Origin of the sequence: Streptomyces sp. NBC_00210 (assembly GCF_045160975.1) — a bacterium.
Taxonomy (GTDB): Bacteria; Actinomycetota; Actinomycetes; order Streptomycetales; family Streptomycetaceae; genus Streptomyces.
Window position 1 is genome coordinate 1,380,763 of the sequence record NZ_CP108120.1, and the last position, 15,288, is coordinate 1,396,050.

Consider the following 15,288-nt stretch of genomic DNA (forward strand, 5'->3'; position numbering starts at 1 on the left):
TCATACCTCCCGATGCTCGCCGCCGGCCTTGGTGAACTCCTCGGCGAGGTGGTGGGCGAGATCGTCGGCCGTGGGGTGGTCCCAGGCGACGGTCGGTTCCAGGAAGAGCCCGAACTCCTCCTCGATGTCTCCGTAGAGGCTGAGCGCCGCCACCGAGTCCAGCCCGTACTCCGCGAAGGGTGTGTGTGCGCCGATCTCGTCGGCGGGGCGCTGGAGGTACTCGCTGAGCCGGTTGATCAGCCAGCGCCGGAAGTCCCGTTCGTCGAACTCGGCCACGGGCTTGGTCGACCAGGGGCCCGGGGCGTCTGGCCCGGTGGAATGCAGCACCATCTGATGCTCCTCAGCAACGTGTCTGTGGTCAGCCGGCGATCGGGGTGTCGTACAGGTCGTAACTGCGGGCTTCGTGATAGCGGTTCAGCACCTCGTCGAGCAGCTGGTCCTCCCAGCCGTCCGGAAGTTTGGGGAGCGGGTGGCCGAGCCGCTTCACCAGGCGGGTCAGCGCGGCGGCGAGCCAGGCGGGCGAGGCGAGGAACGCGTCGTCCTGCGGCTCCTGGTGCAGCCATACGCCCAGGCAGGCGGCGCCCGCCAGGAGCAGCGTGTAGCGGTCGGCGATGGCGTACGCCTTGGGACTGGCCAGTACGGTGCGGTCCTTGGGCGACATGTCGCTGCACTCCGCCTGCAGGCTGCGCAGCTCGTCCTCCAGCGCCGTGGCCAGCGCGGTGAGCGCCTCGGCGTACTGGCCGGCCCGGGATCCCGCCGCGCCGGCGATGGCCTCGGCCGCGCCCTCCAGCGAACCGACGAGCGCGTCGCTGCTCGCGACGAGGACCAGCCGGGCGGGGTCGAGCGGCGGCAGCCCGTCGCGGACCCGGAAAAGCCCCTCGGGCGCGGGCTTCCCGGAGAACCAGGAGGTGCGGGCAAGACGCGGCAGCTGCGGAATGATCGTGGCCTGGCAGGCCGCTGTGCCCGCGTGGCCGAGGCTGATCATCGGCAGGTCCCGGACATGTTTCTGGAAGGCGCCGTAAGCTCCGTCGCGTACATAGAAGTTGGCGCCGAGGACGATGGACAGGTCGTAGGCGGTCTCAGTGAGCAGTTTGGGCAGCAGATACTTCACGGCGGCCGCGTAGACGCTGGTGGCCTCGGGGACCAGATGCACGGCCCGGGTCGCGGCGAGCGCCAGGCAGTCGCTGATCAGCAGATCGGTGAAGGCTCCGACGATGGTGGCGCGGGCGTGCGGGATCTCCAGTACGGAGCGGTGGTAGAGCTTGCGGTCCAGCGCGAACGACACGGCCGTGCGCAGCGCGGTGTCGCCGCCGCCGAGGATCATGGACGGCAGCACGCTGCGGGTGATCTGGAAGGAGCGCAGGGCCAGTTCGACGCCGTCGCCCAGCTTGCCGACGAGCGCGTCCCCGGGCAGCGGGCAGTCGGTGAACTCGACGCCCGCGTTCCGGCAGCCGCGTACGCCGACCGTCTCGTACCGCGGCAGATAGCTGTAGCGGTCGGCGGGAACGACGCTCTTGTCGACGAGCAGCACGGAGTGACTGCGGCTGCCGACGGTGTCCTCGGTGCGGCTGAACAGGACCAGTGCCTCGGCCCGTTCGACGTTGTTGATGACGTGTTTGGCGCCCGACATCACAAATCCGTCGTCGGTCGGCGTGGCGCGGAACTCGTTGCGTACGAAGTCATTGCCGTGGGCGAGTTCGTGGTACGCGATGGCCAGCCGGCCGCCGCCGAGGAGGAGATCGGCGACCCGCCGCTGCTGTTCGGGGGTGCCCGCCGCCCAGACGGCTGTCGCCGCGAGGAAGGTGGTGGCCCCGTAGCCGAGCCCGAGGCTGGCGTCCCGGCGGAAGACGCCGCGCAGCACCCGGCCGAGGGTGTCGATGCGGTCGAGGCGGCCGCCGAGCTCGGTGGGCACGAACTCCGCATTGAGCCGGAAGCCGGCGAGGGCTTCTTCGGCCTCGGCGAGCAGTTCGCCGCGTTCGTCGGCGGCGAGGAGCGCGTCCAGGCCGAGCGGGTTGTCGGCGTCGCCGGGGTCGCCGAGCCGCCTCTCCAGGTCGGCGACGCGCCGCTGGATGAGGAATTCTTCCTGGCTGGTCTGGCTCGGGGTCAGCATGGCGGTCCTTCTGCGATACGGCCGGGCAGCAGGGAGAACAGTTCTCCCGCCTCGTACTGTTCGGTCAGCCGCGCGAGCAACCGCTCGAACAGCGACTCCAGTTCGCTGTCGTAGGCCGCGGGCCTGCGTGGCTGCGGTCCGGTGAGGCCGGGCACCGCCTGTTCGAGCCGTTCCACGAGCCGGGCCAGGCAGGCTTCGAGCCACAGGCCCGCCGTCCAGTGCCCGGCGGTGCCCGTCTGCTGCGCGAGCCGCCGGTTGTGCCGCCAGACGCCGAGGCAGCAGGCGGCCGCGAAGCAGACGCTGTACCCCCGGGCCAGGTCGAAGCTCTCCACCGGCGCGCCGCCGGGCACGGGCCGTGCGGCCCGCATTCTGGTGTGCAGCTGGTCCGCCGCCACGGCGAGGGTTCGGGCGAATGCGGCGGCCCGGGCGAGCTCCGGCTCCCGGGACGCCTGCGCGCCGAGCACTTCGGCATTGTTCGGCAGCGATCCGAGTACGGTGCTGCCGCACCGCGCGAGCAGGCTGAGCTGCCCCGGGCGCAGGCCGGGCAGTTCGTGGGTGTGGCAGAAGGTCGCCGCGAGGGTTTCCGGGTCGGGGGCGTGGACCGGATGGAACCGGCCCAGGCTCCGGAACTGGGCAGTCAACGCATACAGGTTGACCATGGTGTTGCCGTCGAAGATGCCGACGATGCGGTGGTCGCGCTCCAGCTTCTGGAACCGGCCGTGCTCGTAGTAGTCCCTGAGGAAGGCGCGGGCGCCCAGCACCCCGCGCAGCCGGTTCAGGATGTCGTCGGCGACGGTCGGCACCAGGTACTTGGCGACCGCGGAGGTGACGCTGAGCTCGCCGGGCAGGGTGTGGATGGAACGCGCGGCGACGGTGCTGAGCGCTTCCATCGCCAGCAGGTCGGCGTAGGTCTCGGCGAGGGTCCTGCGGGCGGCGGGGAGGTCGAGCAGCTTGCGTCCGTACAGCTCGCGCTCGGCGGCGAACTGATACGCGACCCGCAGCCCGTGGTCGGCGGCACCGAGCGACAGCGCGGTGCACAGCGACCTGGTGATCTGCAGGGCCTTGAGGACGGTCTCGGGGCCTTCGCCCTCGCGGCCGACAAGGCCGCCGGCGTCCACGGGTGCGCGGTCGAAGGCGATACCGCTGATGTCCGCGCCACGGATGCCGAGGGTGTGCACCTTCGGCAGGGTGCGGTAGGTGTCCTCGGGAAGTTCGTTCTTGTCGACGAGCAGCAGGCTGAAGCCGCGCGGGCCGCCTTGGGCAGCGGTGCGGGCGAGCAGGCAGACAAGACGTCCCCGGGTCGCGTTGTTGATCAGCCATTTCTCGCCGCTGATCACATAGCCGCCCCGGGTGCGCTCGGCGACGACCTCTCCGGCCATCAGGTCGCTGCCGTGGGTGCGTTCGGTCAGGCCGAGGGAGACCGGCTCGCCGGCGGCGACCAGGGACGCGAGGCGTTCGGCTCCGGCGAAGTCCTGCGCGACCCAGACGCAGACCGCGCCGAGGAAGGTCTTGCCGTGTCCGATGGCCGTGGTCAGATCGCGGCGGGCGATGGTGCGCACGATCTCGAGCAGCTGGGGGAAGCCGGTGAGCGCGCCGCCGTATTCGGCCGGGATGTAGTAGTGGTGGACCCCGAGCGCGCCGAGCAGTTCGCAGGCCGCGGCCGGGAACTCCTCGGCCGCGTCCTCGCTCGCGGCTCGCGCGTAGGACAGCGGTCCCGCGCCGTTGGGGTCGCCCAGCCTCTCGTCCAGCTGTTCCGCCAGCTCCCAGCGCAGGCCGGCGTCCTCGGCCCTGTGCCGGTTGCCGGCGCGTTCGGTGGTCGCCGTCATCCGCCGTCCCCGGACGCCCTGTCGGTGGGCGCGCCCACCGAGACCAGTTCGCGGACCTCGGGGTGCAGCACCTCGTGCAGCGGCTGGATGCGCCCGTCGAGGAACAGCTGACGCATCGCGGTGCGCTGGAGCTTGCCGCTGGTGGTACGGCGTACGGTGCCTGGGCGGACCAGTAAGACGTTCTCGGCGGCGACCTCGAACTCCTTGGACACACACATCCGTACGGCGGCGGACAGCGAGGCCAGCTCGGCCTCGAAGCCCGAGCCGGTGCGCACTTCCTGGACGACGACGACATGGTCGCGGTCCGACTCGACGGCGAAGGCGGCACTGGAGCCGAAGAGGGCGCTCACCCGCTGCACGCTGCGCTCGATGTCCTGGGGGTAGAGGTTGCGGCCCGCCACGATCATGATGTCCTTCATGCGGCCGGTGATGTAGAGCTCGTCCCCATCCATGACACCGAGGTCTCCGGTGCGCAGATATCCCTCTTCGCCGTCGTCGGTGGCGGCCTTGAAGGCGTGGGCGTTCTCCAGGGGACGGTTCCAGTAGCCGCGAGCCACGCTCTCGCCGCGTATCCAGACCTCGCCCACCGCGCCTGCCGGAAGCCTGCGGCAGTTCGCCGGGTCGACGATGGCCACCTCGCAGTTCCGCGGCGTGCCCGAGCTGACGAGCGTCCTGGCAGGCCTGCCCTCGGGTGCGGGCCGCAACCGGTGGTGTTCCAGCTCGGCCGCGTCCACGACCCGGGTCGCGGCGAGGCTGCCGCGCTCCTTGCCGCTCACCAGCAGCGTGGACTCGGCCAGTCCGTAGCAGGGGTAGAACGCCTCCTTGCGGAAGCCTGCGGGGGCGAAGCGCTCGGCGAAGGCGTCCATCGTCTCGGCCCGTACCGGCTCCGCGCCGTTGACGGCGGTCTCCCACCGGGAGAGGTCGAGCTGTGCGATCTGGTCGTCCTTGATCCGGCGCAGACACAGGTCGTACGCCAGGTTGGGTCCGCCGCCGGTGGTGATGCCGTACTGGTCGACCATCTGCAACCAGCGCAGCGGCCGTTTCACAAAGGTCATCGGCGGCATCAGCACTCCGGCGCTGCCGAGCCAGAGCGGATGCAGCAGATGGCCGACGAGCCCCATGTCGTGGTGGAACGGCAGCCAGCCGCCGACCCGCGACTCGCTGCTCGTACGCATCGCCTGCTGGATGGCGCGCTGATTGGCCAGCAGGTTGCGGTGGGTGACCATCACGCCCTTGGGCTCGCTCACCGAGCCGGAGGTGTACTGCAGAAAGGCCACGTCGTCGGGGAACAGGCCGGGATGCTGCCAGGCGGCCGCGTCACCGACCTCCGCGCGGTCGGTGGCCAGGCAGGCGACCTCGGAGTGGCCGATGTTGGCGAGGAGTTGGGAGACCGTCGACGCCAGGGACGCGTCGGTGAGGATGTAGCTGACCGAGGCGTCCCGGACGATGTTGGCGACCCGTTCGACGTTCTGCCGGGAGCCCACGGGAGCGGGTGCGGGCACGGCCACCGCCCCGGCGAACAGACAGCCGAGGAAGCTGCTCATGAACTCCCGTACCTCGTTCTGGAGGATGAGCACCCGGTGGCCGTGCGAGCCGCGCTCCTGGAGCCAGGACGCCAGCCGTTTGGCCCGTTCGCCGAGTTCGCCATAGCCGAGCACATCGGATTCCAGCTCACCCTGCTGATTCGCACGTACGCAGAAGTAGGCCTCCTGGCGCGCGAGTTCCGATGTTCTGTGCAACGCGAGTTCGGTGAAGTTCCGGTGTGCAGCCATCTTTTCCCCCAGAGCCGCGTACTTATGGCCAGAGCTTGGGAAATCCGTCTCAAGACCACCTTGAAGGCGACTCGACCTCCGGGAAAAGACTGAGATATTCAGCGCTGTCCTCTCGCGGAAAACTGTCCCCGGGCAGGATTTCTTCATGGTCGACGCCGGGGATCCACACCCAGTACATCCCGTAGGCGATAAGTGCCCTGCCCATGGGGCGCAGCACATTGACGAGCAAAAAACTTCGCAACGACGACATGGCCGTACTCTCCTTGGCGCAGAAATGCCAGTGCCGTACGACCATGCGCCTCGCCGGTCGACTCTCGCTCTAGGACTATGCCCCGGACCTGCGTTCAGGACATGTCAGGACAGCCGAAGAGCCGTGTCTATCAGCGGCACATGGCTGAATGCCTGCGGGAAATTGCCCACCAGCCGGCCGCGCCGGGTGTCCCACTCCTCGGCCAGCAGACCGAGGTCGGTACGGAGCGCCAGCAGCCGCTCGAACAGCTGCCGGGCCTCGTTCCGGCGTCCGATCAGGGCCAGATCGTGGGCGAGCCAGAAGGAGCAGGCGAGGAAGACTCCTTCGCCGCCGGGCAGTCCGTCCCCGCCGACGCTCTGTGAGCCGCCGTCCGGCACCGGGTAGCGGCGCACGAACCCGTCGTCGCACAGCTCCCGCTGGACGGCCTCGATGGTGCCCACCACCCGGGGGTCGTCGGCCGGCAGAAAGCCCATCTGCGGGATGAGCAGGAGCGAAGCATCGAGTTCCCTCGAGCCGTAGTACTGCGTGAAGGTGTTGCGTTCGGGGTCGTAGCCGTGGGCGCAGACGTCGCGGTGTATCTCGTCCCGCAGCGCGCGCCAGCGCTCCACCGGGCTCTCCAGCGGGAGCCTGCTCAGCCTGCGTACGGTGCGGTCGGCCGCGACCCAGGTCATCACCTTGGAGTGGACGAAGTCGCGGCGCGGACCGCGCACTTCCCAGATTCCCTCGTCGGGCTCGCGCCAGTTGGACTCCAGGTGGTTCATGAGCTTCATCTGAAGGATGTGGGTGCTGTCGTCGCGGGAGAGCCCCGAGGTCTGGCCGAGCCACAGCGCGTCCACGACCTCGCCGTACACATCGAGCTGGAGCTGGTTGGCCGCGCCGTTGCCGATGCGAACCGGGCCGGACTTCTCGTAGCCGGGCAGCCACGGCAACTCCGCCTCGGGCAGCTCGCGTTCACCAGCGACCCCGTACATGATCTGGAGGTTCTGCGCGTCGCCCGCCACGGCCCGCAGCAGCCATTCGCGCCAGCGGCGCGCCTCTTCGCGGTAGCCGGTGCGCAGCAGGGCCGTGAGCGTCATGGCGGCGTCACGCAGCCACGCATAGCGGTAGTCCCAGTTGCGTACGCCGCCGATCTCCTCCGGCAGGGAGGTGGTGGGGGCGGCGACGATTCCGCCGGTCGGGGCGTACGTGAGCGCCTTGAGGGTGATCAGCGAGCGGACCACGGCTTCGCGCCAGGGGCCGGAGTAACTGCACTGGGCGGTCCAGCGGGACCAGAACTGTTCGGTGTGGGCGAGGAGCCCCGCCGCGTCGGGCCTGGGGGGCGCGTCGCCGTGCGAGGGCTGCCAGCTCAGTGTGAGGGTGACCCGCTCGCCCGCGCCGACGCTGAAGGCCGCGTGGGTGGTCAGATCGCTGCCGTACGTGTCGACGTCGGCGTCGAGCCAGAGCGCGTCGGGCCCCGCGATGGCAACGAGCCGGTCCCTGCCGCCCGGTCCGTGCTCGCGCTGCACCCAGGGCACGATCCGGCCGTAGCTGAAGCGCATCCGCAGTGAGGACGTCATGCGGACCCGCCCTGAGACGCCCTCCACCATTCGTACGAGAGTGGGTGCGGCATCCGGCCTACCGCGGCCTGCGCCCCTGGGCGGCATGAAGTCAATCAGCCGCACCGTGCCCTCGGGGGTGTCCCACTCGGATTCCAGGACGAGTGAGTCACCGCGGTAGCGCCGTCGGGTGGCGGCGCCCGCGCCGTCTACGGACTGGGCGGGCGCGAGCCGCCAGAAGCCGTGGTCCTCCGTGCCGAGCAGCCCGGCGAAGACCGCGGGCGAGTCGAAGCGGGGCAGACAGAACCAGTCGACCGAACCGTCCCTGGCGATCAGGGCCGCGGTCTGCATGTCCCCGATCAGTGCATAGTCCTCGATGAGCGCAGCCACACGAACTCCCGGAACACCGTCGCAACCGTCCCGGAGGCGGACCCCCGTCTCCCCGGCACAGCGCAGGGGATTCGGGCACGTTACGCGTGACACCTCGAATCTCGGCTGGCCGCCGGGGCAGCGCGGCAACCGGTGTTCCAGTGGGCAACGCCTGGCGGTCGAGGCCCGGCGTGCGCCGGCAAACGTGCGAACGCGACAGGACGACACACACTGGCTGCGGCCGGAAACCCCTCAACCACGCGGAATACGACGCAGCCAGTCAGCCGCTGGAGACCGCCCTCAGATGCGACTTGCCGCGCCGCACATCCGGCGGCACGGCGGCCCGCGCCTCCCGCAGCACCAGCGTCATCCGGGTGAACCCCCGGTCCTGGAGGGTCCCGGGGGTCTCGTCGACGATCCGGCACTCGGTGCGCCCCCACCGCGGGTCCGGGTGGTTCAGCGGCCGTACGGCTCCGTCGTGGTGCACGGCGGCCGCCCCCATCGCGCGCATCCAGTGCGGCAGCCCGGACCGGTAGGCGGCGTCCATGATCGGGTCGTCGGCGATGTCGTCCCGAATGGCCTGAAGCACACGGTCCTCGGAGTCACACTCCAGAGCCGCGTCGAGCTGGGCCAGCAGGGGCAGGCACCAACTCGTCTCGCGGTCGCCGAGCACGACGCCCGCGTCCGGATGGAAGAGCACGAAGCGGAGGAAGTTCTGGCCCGGCATGGCAGTCGGATGCGGCGCGATGCCGTGGAACAGCGCCTCGAAGGCGTGGTTGGCGTGCGTCACTTCCCAGCGCCGGTCGAAGAGCACGGACGGCATCGGCACGGCGTCCATCATCGCGGCGTAGTCGCGCAGATAGGCCTGCGTCTCCGGGTCGGCAGGGTCCACCGGCTCCGCGGGCCGGGCGGGCGCCACGGGCACGGTGGGCAGCGCGGGCGCGGTGACGGGCCCGAACGGGCGCACGGGCCCGGACGGGAAGGCGGGCCCCGACGGGCGCGCAGGCCCCAGCGGATGCGTCGGCCGGGAGGCTCCCGGGGGCCTGCTCAAGGCCTGCGGCGGATCACGGTCGACGGCGAGGCGGAACAGCCAGCCACCCTGCTGGTCGGTCATCTCAAGGGCTTTGACCAGGGCGCACAGCGCGTCGTCGGTCCACTCCTGGGCGGGCGTCCGCTCCCAGCTGCCGTACGCACCGGTGCTGATCTCGAGGCGTGCGGCGACGTCCGCCACGCTCAGCCCGAGCTCCTCACGGCGCCGTCTGAGGACATCCGTGAGCCGCCTGGCGCGGAGCGCGCCACGGGTCGTCCCCGCGCACCCTCGACGCCCCTGAACACCAGGCCGTTCAGCGCCTGCCTCATGTGTCATCGAGAACGCCACCCTTCTCGAAGTCCCGCTGTGGGAGCGCCCTTTCGATCTTCAACTGCTTGGCGATCCTGCTACCGCACGCACAGTGATGTCAACTATCGTGGCATTCCGCGCCGTTGAGCGCTCAGATCGCGCCACAGCTGTGGCAAGACCTGACTGTGCGCCACCCGAACGGTTAATCTCCGGGCAGCCAATGTGTGCGGAGTGACCCCGCGTGATCTAGGAGACCTACTGGTGACAGACGGCTTCTTGGTTCCGGGCCCAACGGCCACAGGCCCGCTGGCGGCATCCGTCGCCCGCGTCGCCGAACTCGCCATAAAACTCGGTCTGAGTCATGGCGATGTCTTCGACGTTCACCAGCTCTCCGATGCCTCGGGCGTCCCGGCGGACGTGGTCAGCGACCTGCTCGACGGCCGTCCGGCCGGTGAACCCGATCTCCAGGCACGCTTTCTGCAGCGCTTCGACCTGCTGCGCAGGACGCGGCTGAAGCCCAACGGCCGCCGGTACACCCAGCAGGAGATCGCCGACGGGGCCGGCATGTCCCGGCAGCAGGCGGGCGCCCTGATCAACGGCGACCGCCGGCCGACCATGGAGCACTGCGATGCGATTCAGAGGTTCTTCGGGGTCCATGCCGGATTCCTCAGCGCCGAGGACGCGGACGCCCTCAACGGCACCCTTCAGCGCACCGAGCAGCGACTGCTTCAGGACTACGCCGACGAAAGCGACCCACTGGAGCGCCTGCTGCAGGACCATGGTGTACGCGGCATCGCCTGGCGGGCCGCGCAGCTGCCCACCGACAAGCACCGCGACAAGGTCACCGAATGGCTCGACATGCTCCTGGAGAGCGTCAAGCCGACCGAGCCCTGACCTACGGAGCGATGTGTGGAACCGTGTTTTCAGGACACGGTTTCAACTACGCGTGTGCACGCGACTGCTGACGGGGAGAGGAGAACGGTGAGCATTGGCAAGGAGATGCGTCGGCTGTGCGGCGAGCTGATCGCCGGAATCGATCTGCCCGCCCCGGCGGAGCCCGCCGATCTCTATGCCGCGCTGTGCGACGGAATGAGCAAGCGCCGCGGCCGGCCGGTCCGGCACCGCATGGCCGCGTTCCCGCCGGGCACGGCGAGCGGGCTCTGGCTCGACATGACGGACCAGGATCTGATCGTCATCGAGGAGCGCACCGCACCCGACCACCAACTGGTCATTCTCGGCCATGAGCTGTGGCACATGAAGGCCGGGCACTGCACCCATCATGTCGCAGGCGCCGCCGTCGCGGCCCGGCTGCTCTCGGACGAGGCCGACCTGCAGGCGACCGTGCTGAAGGTCGCTGCCCGGACCCGATTCGACCAGGCCGAGGAGAACGAGGCGGAGAGCTTCGGTCTGCTGCTCGGCAGCAAGTGCCGTTCCTGGCTGGCCGGTTCCACCGGTCGCGGACCGGTACGACGGGACGGACTCGCCGGCCGGATCGAGGCATCCTTGGGGTACCGCGGGCCACAGGGCTGACGCACTGCCGGTGGGCGGCCCTCCCTCGATGACGATGGCGTGCAGGCACTGGGGAGTCCCCTGGTGCCTGCACTCGAGACGGGCATGCCTTCACACCTGCCGGGCAGTTTCCGGCAGGGCCGCGCTGCTGCGTGCAGCGGCAACGATCGAAGACCGGGACAGGGTTCGGGACAGGGCGACCAGCCCGTCCGATGCGTCGGCGTACTCGAGACGGGGTGCGTCGAAGCGCGGATCGGGAAGTGGGGCCGCCGAACGGCTTGCCGCCGTGTGCGCGCTGCACGCTGAGGCAATCATCGCCGCCTCGGCCACCAGACCGGCCCGATCGGGCGGGACACCTCGCGAGGTCGCCGTGGCAAGAGCGTGCTCCCTGACCCCGCTGCTGAGGTAGGGGGCCAGGTTGAGCAGACCATCGTGAATGGCGGCCTCCCGGTGGCACTTGCGCAGTTCCACCGAGGACCACCAGGCGATCGTCATGGTCGCGGCCCATGGCGTCGTCGATCCCTGCAGTTCCAGCCACAGCGGCTTGAGCCGGCGATATTGGAGGTAGGCGCGCCAGGTCGACGTTGCGCGGTGGCCCACCAGGGGGAGGATGAACCCGACACCACACATGAGTGCTGCGGCGGACGCCAGTGGCGGGGCGACGTAGGTGCTCAGGTAGTCCCAGTCGCGGTGTGTCCAGCGGGCGAGGACGGCCGCGAATTTCGTCGCGAGATAGCCGACGTCCAGCGCGCCGCCGAGGACGATGAGTGCCAGACCGGTGCGCAGCGAGCCGTCGACCTGGCGCAGCCATCGCCAGCACAGGGTGGTCAGGACGACGCTTCCCGAAGCGTGGGCGACGAGGTAGAGCGTGATCATCTCACGCATGAACGGGGTGGTCGCGTAGTAGGTGTCCAGGTCGCGGAGGCGCTCGACGGGGGCGTCGGCCAGGACGAAGAGGACGACTATGGCGAGAGTGACCGCGCCGTACGCGCCAAGGCACAGGACGGTCGAACGCCGGATCTGCTCAGGCCGGCCGCCACGCCAGTTGATGATCAGCACGATGCACGAGCCGCTGAAGGCCGTCAGGACGCTGTAGACCAGCGGAGCCGAGAAGTTGACGACGCCGGTCAGGTCGTTGACAGCGGCAATCGTGGGCGGCGCCGCCAGAAAGAGGACGGCGCAGCCCACGAGGAGCAGGGCGCACACGGACCGCATCAGCGGGTCGTGCCAGGTACGCCTGAGCGTGGGGAGCTTGATCACCAGGGCGGTCAGCAGAACGACGCCGGGAATGTAGAGGATGAGGCCGTCGTTCATCGACGTCGGATCGTCACTGCGCGGAGGTGGGCTGGACCTGCGTGGCGCGGCCGCCCCGGCCGACGACCACCTTCAGTTCCTCCTCGGTCAGCGGGGGGCCGCTCAGCGGCTTCCTGCCGGGACCGCGCAGGGTTCCCGCCACGATGTCCGGGTGCATCCACGACGTGACGGGCTCTGACATGGTGACGACGCCGAGGAACGCCCGCGTGACCTGGGCGCGACCGGTCGCCGTACGGACCAGCCTGTTGACATAGCGGTTCGCGGCCGCGGTGCCTGCTCGCGGCTGCTGGCCCACGGCGCCCGGGTAGAGGATGTCCTGGGACGTCGCCAGTTCCCAGGCGAGACCGGCGGGGCGGGCGATGGCGCGCTGGACGCGGCGGGCGAGCCCCGGTGCACCGAGCCCGTGCCGCTTCAGGGCGTTCTTCAGCTCCACGAGGCCCTGTGCCGCCACGGTCATGCCTTGGCCGTACAGCGGGTTGTACGTGGCCACCGAATCGCCGACCACGATGAATCCGCCGGGCCATGCCGAGGCCTTCTCGAAGTACCGGCGGCGGTTGACGGTGCTGCGGGAAAGGGACACGGCCTCCGAGAGCGGTGTCGTCATCGAGATCAGCTCGCCGACGACGGGGTGCCGGATCGAGCGGGCGAAGGACTCGAACCGGGACGGATCGCGGGACGGCTCGCCTCCCCGCGTACCCGAGAGTGTGACCAGCCAGCGCCCTTGCTCGACGGGGACGATCGTCGCCGTCTGGCCGGGGACATGGTCGCCGGGGTCGGACTGGACGTTGACGATGGGGAAGTTCTCGCTGCCCTCGGGCGCCCGGTAGAGACGACTGGCGTACACCAGGCCCGAGTCGACCTCAGCCTCCTCGATGGCGCCGACGCCCAGCGCCTGCAGCCACTCGACGGCTCGCGAGCCGCGACCGCTGGCATCGACGACGAGGTCGGCGCCGACGGTGATCTCGTCTCCCTCGGGTGTGCGCACCCGCACGCCGGTCACCTGGCTGCCATTGCCCTCCAAGGCCTGCATTTCGTGACGCTGCAACAGGGTGACGCCCGGCAGGCTGAGGACCTGTTTGCGCACCACCCAGTCCAGCAGATCGCGGGTGCAGGCGATCATGTACTGCATCTCCGGCCAGCGTCTGAGCCAGCCCTGTGCCGTCATCGACACCAGGCCCGTTGGCAGCGGGATGCGCCGGGCTCCGGCGGCCAGCCAGCGGTCGGTGATGCCCGGGATGAGCTGCTCGAAGGCGCGGGCCCCGCCGGACCAGAGCACATGGACATGACGCGCCTGGGGCAGCGATCTACGAGGCTCGGGCCCTTCCGGGAGCTCATCGCGCTCGATGACCGTGACCTCGCTGCTGAAGTCGGCCAGAACCGCAGCCGCGAGCATGCCGGCCATTCCACCGCCGATGACCACGGCACGGCGGGACGTGGCGGAATGGGCGGGCTGGTCGGGGCGCGTCATCGCGAACTGCTCTCTGTAGGGGCCGCCTGCTTGCGGGCAGCGGCCACGAAGGGGGACTTGAGGGCACGCGAAAGCTGCACGAGCCGCTCGCGTCCTGGGCTGAGGGTCGCTGTCAGCGCGACCGCTCCGGCGGGGATGTGGGCATCGGCTTCCGGCTCGGGCTTGTTGCACCTCGTCTCGGCGGCGGCAACCACCATGGCGGCCACCCCCACGACCTCCGCGGCCTGCGTCGAGGCCCGGTTGCCGATCGCCGCGTCATGCGCACGCTGCCGTACGACGTCGTCGAGGTGCGGTTGCAGTTTGAGCAGCTCGTCGTGGATGCCGGTCTCCCGGACGGTCAGCCGCATATCGGGAGCGGCCCACCAGGGGATCTGCGGCAGCGGCACATGGTCCCCCGGGGTGGAGCGCAGCTGCCGCCACAGCGGGCCGAGCCGCAGATAGGTGATCCAGGCATGGCAGACGCCGCTGATCTGCGGGCCCAGCAGCGGCAGCAGGAACCCGACGGTCACGATCAGGCCTCCGGAAGCGGCGATGGGCGGTGCCACCGTCGTACTGAGGGAGTCCAGGTCCCGGCCCGTCCAACGGGCGATGACCGCGGTCAGTTTGGCGATACCGAAGAGCAGGTTGAGTACGAATCCGATCACGAGCACGACCAGGCCGACGCGGAGCCACTCGCTGACGGCCCGTGCCCAGCGCACGCACAGCGTCGTCGTCACGACAGCGGCGACCATGTGTGCGGCGAGGTAGGTGACGATCATCTCCCGGATGAACGGCGTGGTCGCGTAATAGGTGTCCAGGTCACGGAGCCGCTCGACCGGCGCGTTGCTGAGCGCGAAGAAGACGGGCAGGGCGGTGATGACCGCGGCGTACCAGGCCATCCACCTTCGTGAGCTGCGCCTGACCAACTCCGGTGGACCACCACGCCAGTTGACGATGAGCACGAGGCAGGCGCAGCTGAAGGCGGACATGATGCAGTAGACCAGCGGACCCGAAAAGTTCGGGACGCCGGTGAGATCGTTGACCGCCTTGATGGTGGGTGGGGCGGCGAAGAAGAAGCAGATGCCCGCGGCGAAGACCAGGAAGCAGACCGAGCGCACCAGTGGATTGCGCCATCCGCGCCGTAGGGCGGGCAGTTTGGCAACGAAGGCGATGCCCAGAGCGACGGCCGGGAGGTAGTAGTCAGAGTTCCGCATGGGTCAGCCTTGGTGGTGCCCGAGAGCGTCGTGGATCCGCTGGGCGAGTGCGCTGCGCGGTGCAGCGCTGTCCGCCCCCTCCAGCCACCCGCGCAGAGCCGCCCCGAGTTCCAGGCCAAAGGTTTCTGCTTCGGCTTCCTCGGCCTGCCGGAAGTCCGTGCGCGCCGCCACGTTGTGGAGGGTCGCGTTCAGGTCGGCGTCGTCCGTGACCAGACGCCCGGCCACCGCCGAACCGGCCTGGTGCTGCCCGCAGTGGCCGGCGACCATGTGCCAGACCTCGTGGCCGAAGATGACCAGCTGGTGCCAGGGGCGGGTGTGTGCCTGGATGCAGATGATGTCCCGGTCGACCATGTCCAGATACAGTCCGCTGGCCGTCCGGGGCGGGAACTCCACCAGGCGGTACACCACCGGCCTGCCGCGACGCCTGCTGAGCTGCGCACAGAGAGCTGTGAACACATCGTCGGGACTGGACGGCTGGGCCAGCTCGAGAGCACGCGCCAGTTCGTCGCGGAGCTCGCGCATGGCGCTCTTGGTGCTCACTTCACTCCCCCCGGTCGTCAGTTGTCACCGGACTGCGGCGGCGCCACGTCCTTCCGCCCAATC

At 69.8% G+C, this 15,288-nt stretch carries 12 protein-coding genes; 2 read left to right on the plus strand and 10 right to left on the minus strand.

What is annotated here, in order from left to right; all coding sequences use genetic code 11:
• The 6 genes from OG729_RS06245 to OG729_RS06270 form a co-directional block, all read right to left on the minus strand.
• Complete coding sequence (locus OG729_RS06245; RefSeq protein ID WP_360881308.1) at positions 1-330, minus strand: acyl carrier protein; 330 nt, start codon at positions 328-330, stop codon at positions 1-3.
• A gap of 28 nt (positions 331-358) precedes the next feature.
• Positions 359-2,110: an acyl-CoA dehydrogenase gene (locus OG729_RS06250; protein WP_405804799.1), complete on the minus strand. Its 1,752-nt coding sequence runs from the start codon at positions 2,108-2,110 to the stop codon at positions 359-361.
• Complete coding sequence (locus tag OG729_RS06255; RefSeq protein WP_405804800.1) at positions 2,104-3,936, minus strand: acyl-CoA dehydrogenase family protein; 1,833 nt, start codon at positions 3,934-3,936, stop codon at positions 2,104-2,106. The genes OG729_RS06250 and OG729_RS06255 overlap by 7 nt, the downstream gene beginning before the upstream one ends.
• Positions 3,933-5,708: a fatty acyl-AMP ligase gene (locus OG729_RS06260; RefSeq protein ID WP_360881302.1), complete on the minus strand. Its 1,776-nt coding sequence runs from the start codon at positions 5,706-5,708 to the stop codon at positions 3,933-3,935. The genes OG729_RS06255 and OG729_RS06260 overlap by 4 nt, the downstream gene beginning before the upstream one ends.
• A 354-nt stretch (positions 5,709-6,062) precedes the next feature.
• Complete coding sequence (locus OG729_RS06265) at positions 6,063-7,883, minus strand: glycoside hydrolase family 15 protein (RefSeq protein ID WP_405804804.1); 1,821 nt, start codon at positions 7,881-7,883, stop codon at positions 6,063-6,065.
• A gap of 259 nt (positions 7,884-8,142) precedes the next feature.
• Positions 8,143-9,093, minus strand: a complete 951-nt coding sequence (locus tag OG729_RS06270; RefSeq protein WP_360881298.1) for a transcriptional regulator — start codon at positions 9,091-9,093, stop codon at positions 8,143-8,145.
• Between the two features lie 369 nt (positions 9,094-9,462).
• On the opposite strand from OG729_RS06270, the gene OG729_RS06275 reads away from it, so the two are divergent.
• A complete protein-coding gene (locus OG729_RS06275) occupies positions 9,463-10,095 on the plus strand; it encodes a helix-turn-helix transcriptional regulator (protein WP_360881296.1) in 633 nt (210 codons plus the stop codon).
• Positions 10,096-10,200: 105 nt separating this feature from the next.
• Positions 10,201-10,731, plus strand: a complete 531-nt coding sequence (locus OG729_RS06280) for a toxin-antitoxin system, toxin component (RefSeq protein WP_360881408.1) — start codon at positions 10,201-10,203, stop codon at positions 10,729-10,731.
• 90 nt (positions 10,732-10,821) lie between these two features.
• Here the strand turns inward: OG729_RS06280 and OG729_RS06285 are convergent, their stop codons facing one another.
• From OG729_RS06285 to OG729_RS06300, 4 genes are read right to left on the minus strand one after another with little or no spacing between them, the layout of a single operon-like run.
• Positions 10,822-12,024: an MAB_1171c family putative transporter gene (locus tag OG729_RS06285; RefSeq protein ID WP_360881294.1), complete on the minus strand. Its 1,203-nt coding sequence runs from the start codon at positions 12,022-12,024 to the stop codon at positions 10,822-10,824.
• Positions 12,025-12,037: 13 nt separating this feature from the next.
• On the minus strand, positions 12,038-13,492 hold the full coding sequence (locus OG729_RS06290) for an FAD-dependent oxidoreductase (RefSeq protein WP_405804807.1): 1,455 nt from the start codon (positions 13,490-13,492) through the stop codon (positions 12,038-12,040).
• Positions 13,489-14,685: an MAB_1171c family putative transporter gene (locus tag OG729_RS06295; protein WP_405804808.1), complete on the minus strand. Its 1,197-nt coding sequence runs from the start codon at positions 14,683-14,685 to the stop codon at positions 13,489-13,491. The genes OG729_RS06290 and OG729_RS06295 overlap by 4 nt, the downstream gene beginning before the upstream one ends.
• Positions 14,686-14,688: 3 nt before the next feature.
• Positions 14,689-15,207 carry a toxin-antitoxin system, toxin component gene (locus OG729_RS06300; protein ID WP_405811066.1) on the minus strand — a complete coding sequence of 173 codons (519 nt, stop codon included), beginning with the start codon at positions 15,205-15,207 and terminating at the stop codon, positions 14,689-14,691.
• Between the last annotated feature and the right edge of the window lie 81 nt (positions 15,208-15,288).

Coding starts and splice junctions, on each gene's coding strand:
- OG729_RS06245 (WP_360881308.1), bottom strand. CDS start 330: ATGGTGCTGCATTCCACCGGGCCAGACGCCCCGGGCCCCTGGTCGACC.
- OG729_RS06250 (WP_405804799.1), bottom strand. CDS start 2,110: ATGCTGACCCCGAGCCAGACCAGCCAGGAAGAATTCCTCATCCAGCGG.
- OG729_RS06255 (WP_405804800.1), bottom strand. CDS start 3,936: ATGACGGCGACCACCGAACGCGCCGGCAACCGGCACAGGGCCGAGGAC.
- OG729_RS06260 (WP_360881302.1), bottom strand. CDS start 5,708: ATGGCTGCACACCGGAACTTCACCGAACTCGCGTTGCACAGAACATCG.
- OG729_RS06280 (WP_360881408.1), top strand. CDS start 10,201: ATGCGTCGGCTGTGCGGCGAGCTGATCGCCGGAATCGATCTGCCCGCC.
- OG729_RS06285 (WP_360881294.1), bottom strand. CDS start 12,024: ATGAACGACGGCCTCATCCTCTACATTCCCGGCGTCGTTCTGCTGACC.
- OG729_RS06290 (WP_405804807.1), bottom strand. CDS start 13,492: ATGACGCGCCCCGACCAGCCCGCCCATTCCGCCACGTCCCGCCGTGCC.
- OG729_RS06295 (WP_405804808.1), bottom strand. CDS start 14,685: ATGCGGAACTCTGACTACTACCTCCCGGCCGTCGCTCTGGGCATCGCC.
- OG729_RS06300 (WP_405811066.1), bottom strand. CDS start 15,207: ATGCGCGAGCTCCGCGACGAACTGGCGCGTGCTCTCGAGCTGGCCCAG.